An 18,855-nucleotide genomic window follows, 5' to 3' on the forward strand; every position below is an offset into this window, starting at 1 on the left:
GTTAGCGAAGGGTCAGTGTCAGGCTCTGGCTGTCAATTTTATTGCCTCTGCGCAGCAGTGTCGCCTTACCTTTGTAGACGCCGGCGGGCCAGCGCACACCCCGCCGTTTCTTGCCAATCGCGCGAAAGGATTGTGCCTGCGCGCGTTTTAGGAGGGTGTCGCGTTCTACCACTGTACCGCCGGGGCCGTGCAGTGTCATGCGGATGATATCACCTTTCTGCGTGCCAAACAGAAAGGCATAGATCACCAGTGCGTCACTTGTCGCATCGGGTGGTGTGACAGAATTTTCACGAATGGCGATAAATTCGGGCACTGCTGAAGCAGTACCGATGCTGACAATTCCGCCAGCGCGATAGGGCGGGACCTCTGACCAAAGTGTCTCTGTTTCCGGCGCGCCGCAGGTGATTTTGCCATCTGGATCAAACGGATCGACCACCGCACCGTTTTTTCGCACGGAAAGGTGCACGTGAGGAAACTCCGCACGTCCCGACATGCCGACTTTCCCTATGATCTCTCCGGCCTTTACAACCTGACCGCTTTTCACCGTCAGTGACCCTTTGCGAAGGTGACAATATTGTGTCTCCCAGCCGTCCTGATGGCGCAGGACCAGACCGTTGCCACATTCGCGCCCCTCAATGGCGGCGGCGCGGGAAGGGGAATAGCGCGCATCGTCCATTCCATCCCGTATACCGGCGACAACGCCGGTGGCAGACGCCAGCACATCGACGCCTTCGGTAATCATATCGTAACCGGGCAAGGCAAAATCAGTGCCTTTGTGTTTGTCGTAACTCAGCCCCGAACACATGAAATCCGATGCCCCGTCAGAGGTATCATGATCGACGTATTGCTGGATGTAGCAGGGCCCGTTCAAATCACAGTCAATCGGTGAAGATAACGAAAAATCCCCCGCCGTGGCGGGCACGGCGAGGGAAATAAAGGCCAGAAGACCAAGCCTCATTATTCGGCAGTAAGCAATGGCGGCTTGTCATCGGTCAGTCGCCGACTGTCGGGACCCTCGATCACAAGATCAAGTTCGCCTTTCTTGACGCCAACCTTTACAACACCGCCTTTGGCCAACTTACCGAACAGCAGTTCTTCGGACAGCGGCTTTTTAATGTACTCCTGGATAACGCGGCCCAGCGGACGCGCGCCCATCTTGTCATCGTACCCCTTGTCCGCCAGCCATTCGGTGGCCTTTTTGCTCAACTCGATGGTGACATTGCGGTCCATCAATTGCGCTTCAAGCTGTAGAACAAACTTCTCGACCACTTGCATGATAACTTCTTTGGGCAGCGCGCCGAAAGAAATCACAGCATCCAGACGGTTGCGGAACTCCGGTGTGAAGGTCCGTTCGATTGCGGCTGTATCTTCGCCTGTGCGGCGTTCACGGCCAAAACCGATCGCCTCTTTCGCCTGCTCGGACGCGCCGGCATTCGACGTCATGATCAGCACAACATTGCGGAAATCCACTGTGCGCCCGTTGTGATCTGTCAGTTTGCCGTGATCCATGACCTGCAACAGAATATTGTAGACATCGGGATGCGCTTTTTCCATCTCGTCCAGCAGAAGAACACAATGCGGATCCTGATCCACACCGTCCGTCAGCATCCCGCCCTGATCAAAACCGACATAACCGGGAGGGGCACCAATCAGGCGGCTCACGGCGTGCTTTTCCATGTATTCGGACATATCAAAGCGCAGCAGCTTTACGCCCAACGTATCGGCCAGCTGTTTTGCAACTTCGGTTTTACCCACGCCTGTTGGTCCTGCAAACAGGTAATTGCCAATCGGCTTTTCAGGTTCGCGCAAGCCCGCGCGCGCCAGTTTGATCGCCGATGACAAGGCCTCAATCGCCGCATCCTGTCCGAACACAACGCGCTTGAGCGAGGTTTCAAGATCACGCAGCACCATGACATCGTCTTTGGAGACGTTTTTCGGCGGGATGCGCGCAATTTTTGCAACAACCGCTTCGACCTCTTTTGTGCCGATGGTTTTGCGCCGCTTTGATGGTGCAACCAGATGTTGCGCCGCGCCTGCTTCGTCGATGACGTCAATCGCGCTGTCGGGCAATTTGCGATCGTTGATATAGCGATGTGCAAGCTCGACAGATGTCTTGATCGCGTCGGCTGTGTATTTTACGCCGTGGTGATCCTCGAAATAGGGTTTGATGCCTTTGAGGATTTTCTGAGCGTCTTCGACCGAAGGCTCGTTTACGTCTATCTTCTGGAAACGGCGCGCCAATGCGCGGTCTTTTTCAAAATGCTGGCGGAACTCTTTATAAGTGGTCGAGCCCATTGTACGCAGCTTGCCACCGGCAAGTGCGGGTTTCAGCAAGTTTGACGCATCCATTGCGCCGCCAGACGTAGCACCGGCACCGATGACGGTGTGGATTTCGTCGATGAAAAGAACCGCATCATCATGGTCTTCCAGTTCCGTGACCACGGCCTTCAGGCGTTCTTCAAAGTCCCCGCGATAACGCGTACCCGCCAGCAACGCGCCCATGTCGAGCGAGTAGATGATGGTGTTTTCCAGAACTTCGGGCGTTTCCCCTGCGACGATCTTGCGCGCAAGGCCCTCCGCAATTGCGGTTTTCCCGACACCGGGGTCACCCACCAGCAGCGGGTTGTTCTTGCGGCGGCGGCACAATACCTGAATGCACCGCTCAACCTCCGCATCGCGACCGATCAGCGGATCGACATCGCCATCACGCGACTTTTTATTCAAATCCACACAGTATTTTTCCAATGCGGATTCCTTTTTGTCGCCCTCGGTAACGCCCTGCGCCTCTTCCTCGTGGTCGGGCGCACCTGAAACAGGGCGCGCTTCGCCGTATTCGGGGTCTTTCGCAACACCGTGCGCAATGAAATTAACCGCGTCATAGCGGGTCATGTCCTGCTCTTGCAGGAAGTAGGCGGCGTTGCTTTCGCGCTCCGCAAAGATAGCGACCAGCACGTTTGCGCCCGTCACCTCGGTGCGGCCTGATGATTGTACATGGATTGCGGCGCGCTGGATAACCCGCTGAAATGCTGCTGTGGGCACCGCTTCGGAGCCTTCGACATCGGTGACCAGATTACTCAGGTCTTCGTCGATAAACTCAACAAGTGTTTCGCGCAGTTCGTTCACGTCGACGGAACAGGCTTTCATGACCTGTAGTGCGTCGGGTTCATCCACCAGCGAAAGCAGCAGATGCTCCAGTGTGGCGAATTCGTGTTTGCGTGCATTGGCCAGCGCGAGTGCTGCGTGGATTGACTGCTCAAGAGTGGTCGAGAATGAAGGCACGTGCGTGTTCCTTTTCGAAAGGGGTCGGGGCGGCACCGGATATTACAGCGCCTGCCGTCCAACCATGGCCTGATTGTATTAGAGTTTGGTTGATCGACGCCCAGCTTCAAGTCTTTTTTGAAATAAAGTTATCACAATTATTTTTACAGGTCGTTGTTGTGGCGGTTCAGAACCTGATTTGGGTCAACGGCGCAACACTTGTGGGTGAAGGTTTTTTTGCGCTTGGCAGTTGATGACCTTTCTATAAAACTTTGCCCGACCGATCCACCGCGCAACGGGCATGGGGGCTAGAAATTGTCCTTGCGTTTGCGGACTTTCTCAAAAACTTCGGCGTCGGTGGCATCTGGCATACCCAGCGTTTTGCGCAATGCAGGGCTATCGCACCGCAGATAGGGGTTCGTCGCGCGTTCCAGTGCCAGACGGGATGGTACGGTGAAACGGCCAGCGTCCCGTGCGGCTTTGGTATCTGCGATGCGCTGGTGCAGGGCGGCATTATCAGGATCGACCGTCAGCGCAAATTCCAGATTGGCCGTGGTGTATTCGTGGCCGGAGCAGACCAGCGTGTCATCAGGCCAGCTTGCCATCTTTTGAAAACTGGCATGCATCTGCGCAGGGGAGCCTTCGAACAGGCGGCCGCAGCCACCTGCCATCAGGCTGTCGGCGGTGAATGCGGCGTTTGCAGCAGGGGCAAAAAAGGCGATATGTCCAACGGTGTGGCCGGACACGTCAATCACTTCGACCCGCGTGTCTCCAAGATTGAAACTATCGCCCTCGGCAAGGGATACATCAAGTTCGGGCAGGCGGTGCGCGTCTGCGGCAGCGCCGTAAACGGGAGCGGGGAAATCAGGCAACAGATCAGGCAGGCCGTCGATGTGGTCAAAGTGGTGGTGGGTCAGCCATATCTGGCTCAGCGACCAGTCGCGCGCCTTTAGTTCCGCTTTGATTGGCCCCGCTTCGGGCACATCAACCAATGCGACCTCGCCGGTTGCCTTCTCACGCAACAAGAACGCGTAATTGTCCGAGAGGCACGGGATGGTGACCAGAATATGGCTGTCAGTCTCGATCATCTCGGAAGGCATGGGCAAGGCTCCTTTGCTGCGCTACAACAACAGAGAATGGCGCAATAAGGGGCTCTGTCAATGCATCTTGATGTTCAGGATCTGCGCAATTTCTATTATCGCAGCGCGCTGGGACGTGCGGCGCAGAAATCGCTGCGTGACAGAATGCTGGAGGTCTGGCCGGAGGCCAAGGGGCAAACAGTGGTTGGCTTCGGATTTGCGGCACCGCTTCTGCGGCCCTATCTGAAAGACGCGCGGCGGGTGATTACGCTGATGCCGGGGCCACAAGGCGTCATGCCGTGGCCTGCGGGAATGCCCAACACATCCGTGCTGACCGAAGAAACCCTGTGGCCGCTTGAAACGGGGCATGTGGACAAACTGGTGCTGTTGCACGGATTGGAAACGTGTGAGCGTCAGGCCGATTTGCTGGAAGAATGTTGGCGCGTGTTGGGGCCGGGGGGCAAGGCGCTGTTTATTGTGCCCAACCGTGCTGGGCTGTGGGCGCGACGCGACCGCACACCATTTGGCTACGGGCGGCCCTATTCACCGGGCCAGTTGGACGCGCAACTGCGCAAGCACCAGTTTTTGCCGGAACGACAGGTGGGGGCGCTGTATCAGTTTCCGTCAGGCCAGCGGATGTGGATGAAATCCGCAGGGCTGTTTGAAAGTGTCGGGCGCAATGTCTCCACGATCATGGCGGGCGGCGCATTTATGGTCGAAGCGACGAAGCTGGTCTATCCGCCAAAAGGCACCGTGCAGCGCAAGCGCGCGCGTATGTCGATTGGCGTGATGGAACCGCAGGCAAAGCCGGTTTAGATTGTTGTGAAGGCACTGCTGAAGATACCAATGCGGGTGAACATCGGCGCAGCCGTTTCCAGCTGGGCAAAGGCGATATCGCTTTCAGTAATATCGACAAGCCCTTCCAGCCTTAGCGTACCGGTCATTTGCGCGCCGTTCTGGTTTGCGGTGAATGTGAAGTCTAGATCGGTATAGGCACCATCCACATCTTCGCGCAGGGTAAATTCATGCGTGAAGTCGTCTCTCAGATCCCTGTCTGCATTCCGGTCGATTTCATCGAAAGCGCCGTCAAAGTTGCCATCGTCCGGCGCATAAAACCCTGCCACAAGCTGTGACGGGTCGATCAGGATCATATCCTCGCCCTGAGTGAAGTCAGTGACGCGCCCGACCAGACCCAGATCAATGTTATCACTGTCGAGGCTACCTGCGCCAAAAGTGGTGATCTCGATGCGGTCCGCGCCCTCTCCGGTGATGAAGGTGTCAGGGCCGTTGCCCGATGCGCGCTCCGACAGTTCGACATCGCTGCGCAAAACATCATCACCCGCGCCGCCATCCAGTGTGGTTTGCTGGCCGAATGTGCCATCATTGGCGATAAGGGTATCGTTTCCGATGCCACCTTCCAGCGTGAGGCTGTTCGAATATTCGTAACCTTCGTGCAACAGCACATCGTCACCGGCAAGGCCGCTTAGGGTTTCCATCCCTTCAATCAGCCTGTCCTCTGACCCTTCCTGAGATGATGACAGGGTATCATTACCAGCTGTGCCTTCAACCACAGGACGGATTATGTCGACCTCTAAGAAGTCGGTCAGAGAGTCCTCGTCTGCGACTTCGATAATCTCGCCCAGCCGGTCACCGTCACCATAGTTGGACGCGTAAATCTGTGTAAATTCCGGCTCTGCGCCTTCGGAATATACAAAATCCGGTATGGCACCCGCTTCGTCGTCAGCGACTGCGGGGTCAAACGCCCAATGTCCCAGTTCTCTGATCCCAAGTTCCGATATGAAGTCGCTGTAGTAAGTGTTGTCGCCACGATCAAAGGCTTCTTCCAAAGTTTCGGACATTTCGACGCCTTCGGGAACCAATAAAACGCTGGCGTCATAGCTGTAAGGAGAGCCATACGTGCTTTCCTCATCTACGGTACGGCTTGCCACAATATGAATCGTCCCGGTTTCTTCCGGGTCTGTGGTAATCGTGACAACATTCGTTGCTTCATCCAGTGTTGCGGCAGCGGGTAGCACGGGCGCTTCCGGCTCTGCGAGGGCTAGCGGTTCAACCGGATCAACGGGTTCTTCGGTGAAGTCTTCGGTATCGCCGTCCGGCAAAACGTGCAGGAACAGCCCGAGGCCGAGAAGTGAGAGCAGCGCAAATGCAGAAATGGTGATTTTCCCCAGATTTCACGTCAATCTTTGCAATGAAGATAGACGGAGGCAGCTAAGTCAACAGTTTGAAGGGTTTGAGGCGCGATTTGTTTCCGTTAGTGCGACAAACGCTAAAGGGAGTAAGTTTTGTTTCGGGATTGTCCTTGTAAACTTCGGGGTCAGACCGGTTATTAAGTGCCAGAATCGTGTCAAATTCCGGTGAAACAGGGGTGTGCGTGAAATTTTATCGTATGCCAAATGGCCGCGGTTTGGCCAAACCCTTGAAAAATGGGGAAATGTGCGCAAAGCGACATCACTATACTGTGTTGCGGCAATTAGATCGGTCTGCTACATCGCCCTAGATTTAATCGCGCAGCGTCTGTTTTAGGGCCGCGCCAACACGCCGGTGACGTTACCCTGACGAAGCCGGCGCAGACGTATGAGAGGATGGACGTGTCCGAACCAGCTTCGATCTCCACAGGCATCGCGCAACGCTATGCGACTGCTGTATTCGAATTGGCCAAAGAGGCCGACAAAGTCAAAGCCGTTGAAACGGATTTGACAGCCCTGCATGATGCAATGACGACCAGCGATGATTTTCGCGCGTTGATCCATTCACCGATCTACACACGCGAAGAACAATCGGATGCGATTGCCGCCGTTGCCAAAAAGATGAAGCTGTCGCCGATCATGGCAAACACGCTTTCATTGATGGCGCAAAAGCGCCGTTTGTTTGTGCTGCCCCAACTGGTGCAGACCCTGCGCGACATTATCGCGGAAGACAAAGGTGAAGTGACAGCGGATGTGACATCTGCCAAGGCACTGACCAAGACACAGGCCGATAAGCTGGCTGCGTCACTCAAGAAGACAACCGGCAAGGCCGTGACACTGCACCAGACTGTAGATGAATCTCTCATCGGTGGTTTGATTGTTAAAGTAGGCTCCAAGATGATCGACACGTCGATCCGCTCGAAGCTTAATTCCCTCCAGAATGTAATGAAAGAGGTCGGATAAATGGGTATCCAAGCTGCAGAAATTTCTGCGATCCTGAAGGACCAGATCAAGAACTTTGGTCAAGAAGCTGAAGTGGCCGAAGTCGGCCGCGTGCTGTCCGTTGGTGACGGTATTGCGCGTGTGTACGGTCTGGACAATGTCCAGGCCGGTGAAATGGTTGAATTCCCCGGTGGTATTCAGGGTATGGCCCTGAACCTTGAAGCTGACAACGTTGGTGTTGTTATCTTCGGTTCCGACCGTGACATCAAAGAAGGCGACACCGTAAAGCGCACCAACTCCATCGTGGACGTGCCAATCGGTGACGAACTGCTGGGCCGCGTTGTTGACGGCTTGGGTAACCCGATTGACGGCAAAGGCCCTATCGGCGCGTCAAAGCGCGGTCTGGCCGAAGTGAAGGCGCCGGGCATCATCCCGCGCAAATCGGTACACGAGCCGATGGCGACTGGCCTGAAGTCTGTGGATGCGATGATCCCTGTTGGCCGTGGCCAGCGCGAATTGATCATTGGTGACCGCCAGACCGGCAAAACAGCGCTCGCGCTTGATGCGATGCTGAACCAGGCGCAGATTAACAAAGCCGCCGGTGATGACGAATCCAAAAAGATGTACTGCGTGTATGTCGCGATCGGTCAGAAACGCTCGACTGTTGCGCAGCTGGTTAAAAAGCTCGAAGAAACAGGCGCGATTGAATATTCCATCGTTGTGGCTGCTACTGCTTCCGAGCCTGCACCGATGCAGTTCCTCGCACCGTACTCTGCCACCGCTATGGCGGAGCACTTCCGCGACAATGGCCGCCACGCCCTGATCGTTTATGATGATCTTTCCAAGCAGGCTGTTTCCTATCGCCAGATGTCGCTGTTGCTGCGTCGTCCGCCCGGACGCGAAGCCTATCCAGGTGACGTTTTCTATCTTCACTCCCGTCTGCTTGAGCGTTCTGCGAAGCTGGGTGATGATGCAGGCAACGGCTCATTGACAGCGCTGCCAATCATCGAAACCCAAGGCGGTGACGTTTCCGCGTTTATTCCAACCAACGTGATTTCGATCACCGACGGTCAGATCTTCTTGGAAACAGAACTGTTTTACCAAGGTATCCGTCCTGCTGTGAACACCGGTCTGTCGGTTTCGCGTGTTGGTTCGTCAGCCCAGACAAAAGCAATGTCTTCGGTTGCGGGTCCGGTTAAGCTGTCGCTTGCGCAGTACCGCGAAATGGCGGCATTTGCACAGTTCGGTTCCGATCTGGACGCCGCTACCCAGCAGTTGCTGGCCCGTGGTGCGCGCCTGACAGAGCTGATGAAGCAGCCGCAGTACAACCCGCTGACCAACGCCGAAATCGTTTGCGTAATCTACGCAGGCACCAACGGCTATCTGGACAAAGTGGATGTGAAAGATGTTGGCCGGTTTGAGGCCGGTCTGCTCAAGCATCTGCGTGGCAAACACGCCGACCTTCTGGAAGATATCACCAACAATGACCGCAAGGTTAAGGGTGAACTAGAAGAGAAAATCAGAGCGGCTCTCGACGCGTTCGCTGCTGACTTCGCTTAAGGAGAGATAAGCCAATGGCAAATCTCAAGGACCTTAAAAACCGGATCGCGAGTGTGAAGAACACTCGTAAGATCACCAAGGCCATGCAAATGGTTGCCGCGGCGAAACTTCGCCGCGCGCAGGAAGCTGCGGAAGCGTCCCGCCCATATACAGAGCGTTTCAATGCGGTCATGTCATCGCTTGCGGCGTCTGTTGGCGGTTCGGATTCCGCGCCCAAACTGCTGAGCGGTACGGGCAAGGATGACGTGCATCTGCTGGTTGTGATGACGGCTGAAAAAGGCCTGTGTGGCGGCTTTAACGCTAACATCGCAAAGAAAGCCCGTGCGCATGCACAAAAGCTGATTGCCGATGGAAAACAGGTGAAAATCCTGACCGTAGGTAAAAAGGGGCGCGACCAGCTCAAGCGTGATTTCGGAAAGTATTTTGTGGGTCATGTTGACCTTACAGAAGTCAAGCGCATCGGGTTTACCGATGCGCAGGGCATCGCGAAGGATGTTCTGATCCGGTTTGACGAGGGCGAATTCGATGTCGCTACGTTATTCTTCTCGGAATTTGTCAATGTGGTCACCCAGATCCCGACCGCATTGCAGATCATTCCGGCGCAAATCGACACAACACAAGGCGAAGCGCCTGACGTTCTGTTCGATTACGAGCCTTCCGAAGAAGCGATCCTCGCTGATCTTCTGCCGCGTGGTGTGGCAACGGCGATCTTCTCGGCACTGTTGGAAAACGGTGCGTCCGAACAAGGTGCGCGCATGTCCGCAATGGATAACGCAACCCGCAACGCGGGCGAGATGATCGAAGATCTGACAATTGAATACAACCGTTCACGTCAGGCCGTCATCACCAACGAGCTGATCGAAATCATTTCCGGCGCGGAAGCGCTGTAAGATATTGGAGAAAAACGACATGGCAAAAGCAGTCGGCAAAATCACCCAAGTCATCGGCGCGGTCGTTGACGTACAGTTCGAGGATAACCTGCCGGAAATCCTGAACGCATTGACCACGCAGAACCAGGGCAAAGACCTGATCCTCGAAGTGGCTCAGCACCTTGGCGAGAACACGGTACGTACCATTGCGATGGACGCCACCGAAGGTCTGGTCCGTGGTCAGAAAGTAACCGACAACGGCGAGCCTATCTCGATCCCGGTTGGTAACGCGACACTGGGCCGCATCATGAACGTTGTAGGCGAGCCTATTGACGAAAAAGGCCCCGTTGAATCCGACGAGCGCCGTTCGATCCACGCGGATGCACCCGAGTTTGCAGAGCAGGCGACAACATCCGAAGTTCTGGAAACAGGCATCAAGGTTATCGACCTGCTGGCACCATATGCCAAAGGTGGTAAAATTGGTCTGTTCGGTGGTGCCGGTGTTGGCAAAACCGTTCTGATTATGGAACTGATCAACAACATCGCCAAAGTGCACTCCGGCTACTCCGTTTTCGCGGGTGTGGGCGAGCGTACGCGTGAAGGTAACGACCTTTACCACGAGATGATCGAATCCAACGTTATCGTGCCGGACAACCTCACAGAGTCTAAAGTGGCGCTGGTTTACGGTCAGATGAACGAGCCTCCAGGTGCGCGTATGCGTGTTGCCCTGACAGGTCTGACATTGGCCGAGCAGTTCCGCGACCAGTCCGGTACTGACGTTCTGTTCTTTGTGGACAACATCTTCCGCTTCACGCAGGCCGGTTCCGAAGTGTCCGCTCTGCTCGGTCGTATTCCTTCTGCTGTGGGCTATCAGCCGACACTCGCAACCGACATGGGTGCGATGCAGGAGCGTATTACCTCCACGAAGTCCGGTTCGATTACCTCTGTTCAGGCCGTATATGTTCCTGCGGATGACTTGACGGACCCTGCACCAGCGACATCCTTTGCGCACCTCGACGCGACAACGGTTCTCGACCGCTCGATCTCGGAAAAGGGCATCTACCCTGCGGTTGATCCGCTTGGTTCCACGTCCCGTCTGCTTGATCCGCTGGTTATCGGTGAAGAGCACTATAAAGTCGCAACAGATGTTCAGCAGGTTCTTCAGCGTTACAAATCCTTGCAGGACATCATCGCCATTCTCGGCATGGACGAACTGTCAGAGGACGACAAACTGGCCGTGGCCCGTGCGCGTAAAATCGAGCGTTTCCTGTCCCAGCCGTTTGACGTTGCGAAGGTCTTTACCGGTGCAGACGGCAAGCAGGTTCCGCTTGCGGAAACCGTGCAGTCATTCAAAGCGGTTGTTGCCGGTGAGTATGACCACCTTCCCGAAGGTGCGTTCTACATGGTAGGCGGCATCGAGGAAGTAATCGCGAAAGCGGAAAAAATGGCGGCTGACGCTGCTGCGTAAGGAGGCTCTGTAATGGCTGACACGATGCAATTCGATCTGGTGTCGCCTGAGCGGCGCCTTGCTTCGGCCCAAGTGGTTTCGGTGCAGATTCCGGGTATGGATGGCGACATGACGGCGATGCCCGATCATGCGCCAACCATCACCACGCTGCGCCCCGGTATCCTGACTGTGGATGGTCCTGACGGGCAAACCCAGTACGTGGTCACAGGCGGGTTTGCCGAGATCACTGCGAAAGGTGTATCGGTTCTTGCCGAACGTGCGCTGTCAAAGGCGGAAATGACGCAGGAAACCATGAACGAGATCATGGAAGAGGCGAAGAACACCTATTCCAAGGTGAAAGAAGAGTTCGAAAACGAGCCCGGTCCGGTTGATGACGCAGCCAAGCTGCTGTCCGATATGGTCGCTATGGGGGAACACATGGGCCTTAGCGCCAAACAATAAGCTTGGAGTGACCAAGTTCTTGAGGCCTCGCACGAATAGCGGGGCCTTTCGCATTTCTGACGCCACAGTATTGGGGTAAAATCCGGCTAGGCGGGTGTGCTTTTTATTACGGGATTCCGATTATGAAAAAATTGCGCAGTTTTATCGTAGGTGTGGACAGCGGCGACGAGGTTCTTTTCCAAGACTTCGAAGATGGTGGGGAAATGTGGACGGGTCGCGGCCAGCGAGAGCGGCGGCGGCGGATCAAGTTTTCGGAGAAATATCTAAGCATACCGACCGTGCAGCTATCAATATCGCTTTGGGATATAGATGCCGGAACCGTATTGCGCGCGGATGTGACGGCAGAAGCAGTCACGGAAAAAGGGTTCGATATGGTCTTTCGCACCTGGGGTGATACCAAAGTTGCGCGCGTTCGTATTTCGTGGACCTCGTTTGGTGAGCTTGAGGATGCTGATGCGTGGGATGTCGGCTGACTTGGCAGGTTTCAGGCGATAAACGTCCGGTCGCTCCCTTTGGGACGGACCGGACGTTTATCGGATAACTGCATCATGGCTGAGGAGGGGTATTAAACCTCTGCGTACATCCCATCATAGATCGGGCCGAGAGTATCTTGTTCGAACAGCGAAGACACAGATGTGCCGTTCCAGATGTTCAGAATCGCCTGTGCAAATATAGGAGCGGTTGGAACGATACGGATATTAGGTGCTTTTTTAATCGCATCCGTCGGGGCGATGCTGTCGGTTATGACCAGTGATTTCATCACCGAATTTGTGACACGCTCAACAGCGGGACCGGACATGACGCCGTGGCTGATATAGGCGTGTACTTCTTTCGCCCCATTTTCCAATAGTACTTCTGCCGCTTTGCACAGGGTGCCTGCGGTGTCGCAGATATCGTCAATGATAAGGCAAGTTTTGCCCTTCACATCACCGATAACTGTCATTTCGGATACTTCACCAGCTTTTTCGCGACGTTTGTCAACGATCGCAAGCGGTGCATTCAGGCGTTTGGCAAGTTCGCGCGCCCGCGCCACGCCGCCCACGTCAGGGGAGATGATCAACAGATCGTCCATCTGGTCCTTGAATGCGTGTTTGATGTCCAGCGCAAAGACAGGGGAGGCATAGAGGTTATCAACAGGGATGTCGAAGAAGCCCTGAATCTGTGCGGCATGCAGGTCCATCGTAAGAATACGCTCGATCCCTGTGCCGACCATCATATTGGCCACCAATTTGGCTGTGATGGGTGTACGGGCCTTTGTTCTGCGATCCTGTCGCGCGTAGCCGAAGTATGGCAGCACTGCCGTGACACGCTGTGCGGAGGAGCGGCGGAGGGCATCCGCCATGATCAACAGTTCCATCAGATTGTCGTTGGCGGGGTTCGACGTGGGCTGGATGATGAACATATCCTCGCCGCGCACGTTTTCGAATACTTCCACAAAAATTTCGCCATCATTGAAACGTTCGACCCGCGCATCGACCAATCCTACATTCACCCCCCTGTGCAGGGACATCCGCCGCGCAATTGCTTTTGCAAGCGGCATGTTGGCATTGCCGGAAATCAACTTGGGTTCGGAAGTATTGGACATGTGCGGGAGGCTCCGTGGCAGCGGTGAACAGAATCGTCACTGGAACACCGATTAACATGTGCCTAGGGTTAGGCAAAGCAAACAGACCCTAAAGGAGCACCAAATGGCCCGTATCGACTATTATTTTGCCACGTTGTCACCCTATTGCTACCTGGCAGGGACGCGGTTGGAGGATGTAGCTGCCAAACATGGCGCTACGATCAACTACAAGCCTTTCGATCTAGCGCAAGGGTTCGGGCGAACGGGCGGCGTGATGCCGCAAGACCGACACATCAGCCGGATCGAATATCGTGCGCAGGAGCTCCCCCGTCAGGCGAAAAAGTTGGGGATGCCATTCAATCTCAAGCCGGCGCACTGGCCAACCAATGGTGCCCCGTCCGCATACGCAATTATTGCGGCGCAAAACGCGGGTGGAGGAAACCTGGGCCTGTTGGTCCATGCGATTACCCGCGCGGTCTGGGCCGAAGATAAAGACATTGCGCAAGATGACGTGATCCGTGGCTGCCTGAGCGAAGCGGGGTTCGATCCTGCGCTGGCGGATAGTGGCCTGTTGCAGGGGGCCGAGACATACGCCCGTAATCTGGAAGAGGCGGTAGAGGCGGGTGTTTTCGGCGCGCCGTTCTATCTGGTTGACGGACAGCGGTTCTGGGGGCAGGACCACATAGACGATCTGGATCTATTTTTGCAGGGAAAACTGTGAGTATTTATACACATACACACCTCTATGAGGGCGCGCCGCGCCGCGCTTTGGCGATCCATTGCACATTGGGCCATACGGGCGCATGGCGCGGCGTTGCCGCGGCGTTAAAGGATGATCTAAGCTTGCTGGCGTTTGATCTGCCCAGCCATGGGCGGTCGGGGGTTTGGGACCGGACTGGTAATGTCCACGATGTCGCGACGGATATGGCGCGCGCATTGATCAATGAGCCAATGGATCTAATTGGGCATTCGTTCGGTGCAACTGTTGCGCTGCGTATTGCGGTCGAGACGCCCGAATTGGTGCGCAGTGTCACGATGATTGAGCCTGTCTACTTTGCTGCCGCGATCGAGGATGAGCCGGAGCTGTTAGTGCAATATAAAGAAGACAGCCAAGAGCTGGATGCGGCGTTCGCCTCCGGTGATGAACGGGAGGCCGCGCGGGTATTTAACCGTGGCTGGGGGGACGGAACGCCGTGGGATAGTCTGCCTAAAAAGATGCAGGATTACATGGCGGGGCTGGTACACTACGTACCCGCCAGTGCGGCATGCCTGCATTATGACAGCGCAGGCCTGCTTCAGCCGAGGCGCATGGCGCGGGCCAATATGCCTGTGCTGCTGATCGAGGGGGACCAATCCCCGCCGATGAGCGCAAAAGTCGGGGTGTCGCTTGAAAAACGTCTGCCGGACGTGGAGCGTGTTATCATCAAGGGAGCGGGGCACATGCTGCCCGTGACGCATCCCGATGCTGTGGTGGCGCCTGTGCGTGCGCTGTTGGCGCGCAGCTGATCTTTAGAAATGGCTTAAAAACTGGTCGACGAGTTCATCTGTCATCGACCAATCACAGACCAGCCGCGCGCCAAGCATTTCATCCGCAGGACCAGACGTATAATCACCGTCCAGCACGTAGTATTTTGCGCCATCAGCGTGCAGCTTTTGGTGTACTGCACGCGGGAAACGGGTGAAGATTATGTTCGCGTCAGGCGTATTGATCAGTTCAGCGCCTGCCGTGGTCAAACCTTTTGCCAGACGGGCGCAGACGCTATTCGCGCTGCGTGCCATGTCCTGCCACAGACTGTCTTCCAGATATGCAGCCATCTGTGCGGACAAGTAGCGATGTTTGGAAAACAGATGCGCGCCGCGCTTACGCCGCAGCTCGAATTCCCACGCTTTCTGCGGATCGAAAAAGATTACCGCCTCGACACCCATGCACCCGTTCTTTGTGCCGCCGAAGCTGACCACATCGACGCCCGATTTCCATGTCATCTCGGCAGGGGTGCAACCCAGCTTTACCAGCGCGTTGGCAAAACGGGCACCATCAAGATGCACAGGCAGATCGGCCGCTTTTGCGACAGCGGTAAGTGCGCGCAGCTCTTCCAGCGTGTGCACGCCGCCGAATTCGGTTGTCTGGGTGATAGAAACAGGGCCTGCCTGTGCGATATGGACGTTGCGGCCTGCGCGGCGCGCAATGGCGTTGGATAAACCTTCGGGTGTCATTTTGTCATCGGTCGGGACCAGCGTGAGCTTTGCGCCGCCTGCGTAAAATTCGGGTGCGTTACACTCGTCTTCTTCGATGTGGCTATGCTGGGCGCAAAAGATGGTCTGCCATGGTTGGGTATAACAGGCCAGCGCCAGCGCGTTGGCGGCGGTGCCTGTTGCAACCAGATAGACAGCGGCATCAGGCGCCTCAAATGTTTCCCGGATGCCTGAGCGCACCTCGTCCATGATGTCATCATTGCCGTAGGGCATTGCATAGCCTGAATTGGCTTCCATCACGCGCTGCATAATTTTCGGGTGTACAGGGCCTGAATTGTCAGAGGCAAAAAACATCAGGTTGGCTCCTCAATGATGTGATCTTCCCAGTCTTCAAATGCGGTTTCCCATTCGCTGACCGTACGGCCCCGCATGGAAACACCTGCTTTGTGAACGCTTTCGTGGGTTCCGGTGATTAGCGGATGCCACTCGGGCAGCTTTTCACCGCTCCACAGCAGACGGTAGGCGCAGGTTTGTGGCATCCAGTAGGCGTGTTCGTCGATGTTTTCCGGCGTCATCACGATGCAGTCAGGCACGAATTGATGACGGATATCATATTGCGCGCAGCGGCAGGTGGCATCATCCAGTAAACGGCAGGCAACGTTTGTGAGGGCAACGTCACCTGTGTCCTCGTCTTCCAGTTTGTTCAGGCAACATTTGCCACAGCCGTCACATAGGGCTTCCCATTCTTTTTTGTTCAGGGATTTAAGTGGCTTGCGTTCCCAAAATTTCTTGGAAAGGCCGTGGCGATCTATGGGGTCACTCATAGCGCGGCCAGAATATCACGGGCGCGGGCGCTGTCGGCGTCCATTTGCGCGACAAGGGCGTCAAGACTGTCAAACTTCTCTTCGCCGCGCAGGTGTTCGACCAAAGCCACCGACAGGGGCGTGCCGTATAGATCGCCCTTGAAATCAAAGATAAAGGTTTCGAGGTTCGCTTTGTTTTCGCCAAACATCGGGCGCACCCCCATTGAAGCAACGCCGTGGTAGCTGCCTTTGTGGGGGCCTTCCAGCACATCAACCAGCACGGCATAAACGCCGAAAGCAGGCGGATGCAGCCCGTTGATCGACATATTGGCAGTAGGGTAGCCAAGCGTGCGACCACGTTTTTCGCCGTCGATAACGGGGCCTTCGATGCGGTGCCAGTGGCCCAGCATCGCCGCAGCATCCCGCAGGCGCCCTTGGGTCAGCGCCTCGCGGATGGCAGTGGACGACACGGTCTTTTCAGAGCGGGTCATCAGCGGTGCAATGGTTACGCCAAAGCCCAACTTCTCCCCATAACTTACAAGGTCTGCCGCCGTTCCCGCCCGTCCTTTGCCAAAACAAAAATCGGCCCCGACCACGACATGCTTTAGCCCAAGACCTTTGTGCAAAACTTTTTCCGCAAATTCATAGGGCGAAAGTGACGCAAGTGCTGCGTCAAAGGGCAGCTGATACAGCTTTTCCACGCCAACCTTGGCAAGCCGTGACGCGCGGGCGGCACTGCTCATCAACCGGAACGGAGGTGCATCAGGCGCGAAAAATTCGCGCGGGTGGGGATCAAACGTAACAATGCCGAGAGGGGCGTCCGGCGCGGCGTCGTGGGCAAGCTGAATCACAGAGTCATGGCCCAGATGGACGCCGTCAAAATTGCCGATCGCGGCTGTTGCGCCGCGATCTGTGTCTTTTACAAACTGATAGTCAGTGATGATCTGCATAAACGTTGAGTAGCCGCCTGCGCAGATGCGTGCAAGGTCAGTCGAACTTGCGCGAAGGCGCCAGAACGGTCGCTTCGCCAATTAGCACTTTTTTCCCGTCAACAGCGCAATGGCAATCCATCTTTACAATACGCTTGGCGGGGTCGATATCGGTGACCTTCACCTCGGCATATACCGTATCACCGGGGCGTACGGGGCGCAGAAATTTCATCGTCTGGCCCAGATATACGGTTCCGTGACCGGGCAATTGCTCTCCGATCACAGCCGAGATCAGGCCGGCCGTCAGCATGCCGTGGGCAATGCGACCTTGGAAAATTGTGTCCTGTGCGTAATCTTCATCCAGATGCACGGGATTACGGTCGGTGGAGACTGTGGCAAACATCTCGATATCTTCATCGGTGACCTGCTTGCGCAGATAGCGGAACATTCCGATTTCGAGGTCTTCGATAACGATGGTGCCGCGTGGAAGGTTGTCCAACATGCTTGCCTTCTTGATAACAATAGTACGATCAGCGTGCGCCGATTGGAACTTAATTACTTTGCAGGCGCAGAAAAGCAAGCCCTAAATGTGTCAGCGCAGATGACCTATTGTGAAGGGGGGATTTGAGTTTTCGCTTTTCAGATATGTGGTTAAGGCGTCAGGATCGGGTTGCGATACAGTTTTGGTTTCTGCTGCAGCCAAACCACCCGAGATGAAAAGAGAATCAATTCCTTCATCCATGCCGCCTTTTATGTCCGTAAGAATTCCGTCGCCAATGGCCAGGATGCGATCATCGGGAATGGTATTGCCCAGTTTGTGCAACCTGCGCCGCGCCAGATCATAGATAGGGGCATGGGGTTTTCCGAAATACAGGCTTTCTCCGCCCATGTCGGAATACATCTTTGCGACAGCACCTGCACACCATTCACGTACATCTCCGCGATCAACAATAATATCGGGGTTCGCGCACAGCAGTTTCAGGCCGCGGTTAAGTGCGAACTCAAGATCGGGGCGCCATGTTCCAGGATCCGCCTGCGCATCAAACGGGCCCGTGCAAACAATGCCGCTGGCGTCTTCCAGCGCGACCCGCGTGATTTCGACCGGATTCTCAAGGATATCAAGCGGGTCGAAAAAACGGCTGTCGGTTACCGGCCCATAATGCCAAACCTTTTGCCCCACAACACCGCGATACATGGCCGAGCGCGCGGAATCACCCGATGTTGCAATCGCATCATAAGCGTCCTGTGGAACCTCGAAATGAACAAGTTGTTTTTCGACACCCGCACGGGGGCGGGGCGAGTTGGTCACCAATACCACAATGCCGCCTGCCTTGCGGTAGGCCTGCAATGCGGCAACCGCGTCGGGAAGTGCCTTCACCCCGTTATGCACACAGCCCCAAAGATCGACGAATAATGCGTCATAGTCCGATGAAATCTCTGATAGGCTATTGATGATGCGGGTCATGGATCTGCTCCTGTGGGGTGTTTGACGTGGGATACCGGAGGAGGCCGAAGATGCAAAGGGGCACGGCGCACACGCTC

Annotated in this window: 20 protein-coding genes; 10 read left to right on the top strand and 10 right to left on the bottom strand. The window is 55.6% G+C overall.

Features of this window, described 5'->3' with window-relative positions:
* Window position 1: 1 nt before the first annotated feature.
* Together OS189_RS11440 and clpA are read right to left on the bottom strand one after the other, a co-directional pair.
* Entirely contained in the window at window positions 2–958 is a 957-nt protein-coding gene (locus OS189_RS11440) for a M23 family metallopeptidase (protein ID WP_267167438.1), read from the bottom strand.
* Window positions 958–3,279 (bottom strand): ATP-dependent Clp protease ATP-binding subunit ClpA, encoded by a 2,322-nt coding sequence (gene clpA, locus OS189_RS11445; protein ID WP_267167439.1) that lies wholly within the window; start codon window positions 3,277–3,279, stop codon window positions 958–960. The genes OS189_RS11440 and clpA overlap by 1 nt, the downstream gene beginning before the upstream one ends.
* Here clpA and OS189_RS11450 point away from each other — a divergent pair.
* A complete protein-coding gene (locus OS189_RS11450) occupies window positions 3,270–3,512 on the top strand; it encodes a hypothetical protein (RefSeq protein ID WP_267167440.1) in 243 nt (80 codons plus the stop codon). The genes clpA and OS189_RS11450 overlap by 10 nt on opposite strands.
* A gap of 54 nt (window positions 3,513–3,566) precedes the next feature.
* On the opposite strand, the gene gloB is transcribed toward OS189_RS11450, so the two are convergent.
* Window positions 3,567–4,358 (bottom strand): hydroxyacylglutathione hydrolase, encoded by a 792-nt coding sequence (gloB, locus tag OS189_RS11455; protein WP_267167441.1) that lies wholly within the window; start codon window positions 4,356–4,358, stop codon window positions 3,567–3,569.
* A gap of 60 nt (window positions 4,359–4,418) precedes the next feature.
* Here gloB and OS189_RS11460 point away from each other — a divergent pair, with 60 nt between their 5' ends.
* Window positions 4,419–5,153, top strand: coding sequence for a methyltransferase domain-containing protein (locus OS189_RS11460; protein ID WP_267167442.1), 735 nt, complete (start codon window positions 4,419–4,421; stop codon window positions 5,151–5,153).
* Here the strand turns inward: OS189_RS11460 and OS189_RS11465 are convergent.
* The gene (locus OS189_RS11465; RefSeq protein WP_267167443.1) at window positions 5,150–6,457 is read right to left on the bottom strand and encodes a calcium-binding protein; all 1,308 of its coding nucleotides are present in this window, start codon (window positions 6,455–6,457) and stop codon (window positions 5,150–5,152) included. The two genes, OS189_RS11460 and OS189_RS11465, sit on opposite strands and share 4 nt — an antisense overlap.
* A 489-nt stretch (window positions 6,458–6,946) precedes the next feature.
* On the opposite strand from OS189_RS11465, the gene OS189_RS11470 reads away from it, so the two are divergent.
* The 6 genes from OS189_RS11470 to OS189_RS11495 all read left to right on the top strand — a co-directional run bounded on the left by OS189_RS11470 (window position 6,947) and on the right by OS189_RS11495 (window position 12,297).
* A complete protein-coding gene (locus tag OS189_RS11470; RefSeq protein WP_267167444.1) occupies window positions 6,947–7,507 on the top strand; it encodes a F0F1 ATP synthase subunit delta in 561 nt (186 codons plus the stop codon).
* Window positions 7,508–9,046 carry a F0F1 ATP synthase subunit alpha gene (gene atpA, locus OS189_RS11475; protein WP_267167445.1) on the top strand — a complete coding sequence of 513 codons (1,539 nt, stop codon included), beginning with the start codon at window positions 7,508–7,510 and terminating at the stop codon, window positions 9,044–9,046. It begins immediately after the preceding gene.
* A 14-nt stretch (window positions 9,047–9,060) separates the two neighbouring features.
* Entirely contained in the window at window positions 9,061–9,936 is an 876-nt protein-coding gene (locus tag OS189_RS11480) for a F0F1 ATP synthase subunit gamma (protein WP_267167446.1), read from the top strand.
* A 19-nt stretch (window positions 9,937–9,955) separates the two neighbouring features.
* The gene (gene atpD / locus OS189_RS11485; RefSeq protein WP_267167447.1) at window positions 9,956–11,383 is read left to right on the top strand and encodes a F0F1 ATP synthase subunit beta; all 1,428 of its coding nucleotides are present in this window, start codon (window positions 9,956–9,958) and stop codon (window positions 11,381–11,383) included.
* 12 nt (window positions 11,384–11,395) lie between these two features.
* The gene (locus OS189_RS11490; protein WP_267167448.1) at window positions 11,396–11,824 is read left to right on the top strand and encodes a F0F1 ATP synthase subunit epsilon; all 429 of its coding nucleotides are present in this window, start codon (window positions 11,396–11,398) and stop codon (window positions 11,822–11,824) included.
* 122 nt (window positions 11,825–11,946) lie between these two features.
* On the top strand, window positions 11,947–12,297 hold the full coding sequence (locus OS189_RS11495; protein WP_267167449.1) for an H-type lectin domain-containing protein: 351 nt from the start codon (window positions 11,947–11,949) through the stop codon (window positions 12,295–12,297).
* A gap of 92 nt (window positions 12,298–12,389) precedes the next feature.
* On the opposite strand, the gene OS189_RS11500 is transcribed toward OS189_RS11495, so the two are convergent.
* On the bottom strand, window positions 12,390–13,409 hold the full coding sequence (locus tag OS189_RS11500) for a ribose-phosphate pyrophosphokinase (protein WP_267167450.1): 1,020 nt from the start codon (window positions 13,407–13,409) through the stop codon (window positions 12,390–12,392).
* Between the two features lie 103 nt (window positions 13,410–13,512).
* Between OS189_RS11500 and OS189_RS11505 the strand changes: the two genes are divergently transcribed.
* Window positions 13,513–14,109, top strand: a complete 597-nt coding sequence (locus OS189_RS11505) for a 2-hydroxychromene-2-carboxylate isomerase (RefSeq protein WP_267167451.1) — start codon at window positions 13,513–13,515, stop codon at window positions 14,107–14,109.
* Entirely contained in the window at window positions 14,106–14,894 is a 789-nt protein-coding gene (locus OS189_RS11510; protein WP_267167452.1) for an alpha/beta fold hydrolase, read from the top strand. The genes OS189_RS11505 and OS189_RS11510 overlap by 4 nt, the downstream gene beginning before the upstream one ends.
* Before the next feature lie 3 nt (window positions 14,895–14,897).
* On the opposite strand, the gene OS189_RS11515 is transcribed toward OS189_RS11510, so the two are convergent.
* The 5 genes from OS189_RS11515 to OS189_RS11535 form a co-directional block, all read right to left on the bottom strand.
* Window positions 14,898–15,935 (bottom strand): threonine aldolase family protein, encoded by a 1,038-nt coding sequence (locus OS189_RS11515; protein ID WP_267167453.1) that lies wholly within the window; start codon window positions 15,933–15,935, stop codon window positions 14,898–14,900.
* Complete coding sequence (locus OS189_RS11520; protein ID WP_267167454.1) at window positions 15,935–16,405, bottom strand: YcgN family cysteine cluster protein; 471 nt, start codon at window positions 16,403–16,405, stop codon at window positions 15,935–15,937. The genes OS189_RS11515 and OS189_RS11520 overlap by 1 nt, the downstream gene beginning before the upstream one ends.
* Window positions 16,402–17,334 carry a bifunctional riboflavin kinase/FAD synthetase gene (locus tag OS189_RS11525; RefSeq protein WP_267167455.1) on the bottom strand — a complete coding sequence of 311 codons (933 nt, stop codon included), beginning with the start codon at window positions 17,332–17,334 and terminating at the stop codon, window positions 16,402–16,404. Before OS189_RS11525 ends, OS189_RS11520 begins: the two co-directional genes overlap by 4 nt.
* A gap of 37 nt (window positions 17,335–17,371) precedes the next feature.
* On the bottom strand, window positions 17,372–17,815 hold the full coding sequence (locus OS189_RS11530; RefSeq protein ID WP_267167456.1) for a MaoC family dehydratase: 444 nt from the start codon (window positions 17,813–17,815) through the stop codon (window positions 17,372–17,374).
* Between the two features lie 90 nt (window positions 17,816–17,905).
* The gene (locus OS189_RS11535) at window positions 17,906–18,778 is read right to left on the bottom strand and encodes a TIGR01459 family HAD-type hydrolase (RefSeq protein ID WP_267167457.1); all 873 of its coding nucleotides are present in this window, start codon (window positions 18,776–18,778) and stop codon (window positions 17,906–17,908) included.
* Between the last annotated feature and the right edge of the window lie 77 nt (window positions 18,779–18,855).

The sequence above is a fragment of the Sulfitobacter sp. F26169L genome (assembly GCF_026410285.1).
Taxonomy (GTDB): Bacteria; Pseudomonadota; Alphaproteobacteria; order Rhodobacterales; family Rhodobacteraceae; genus Sulfitobacter.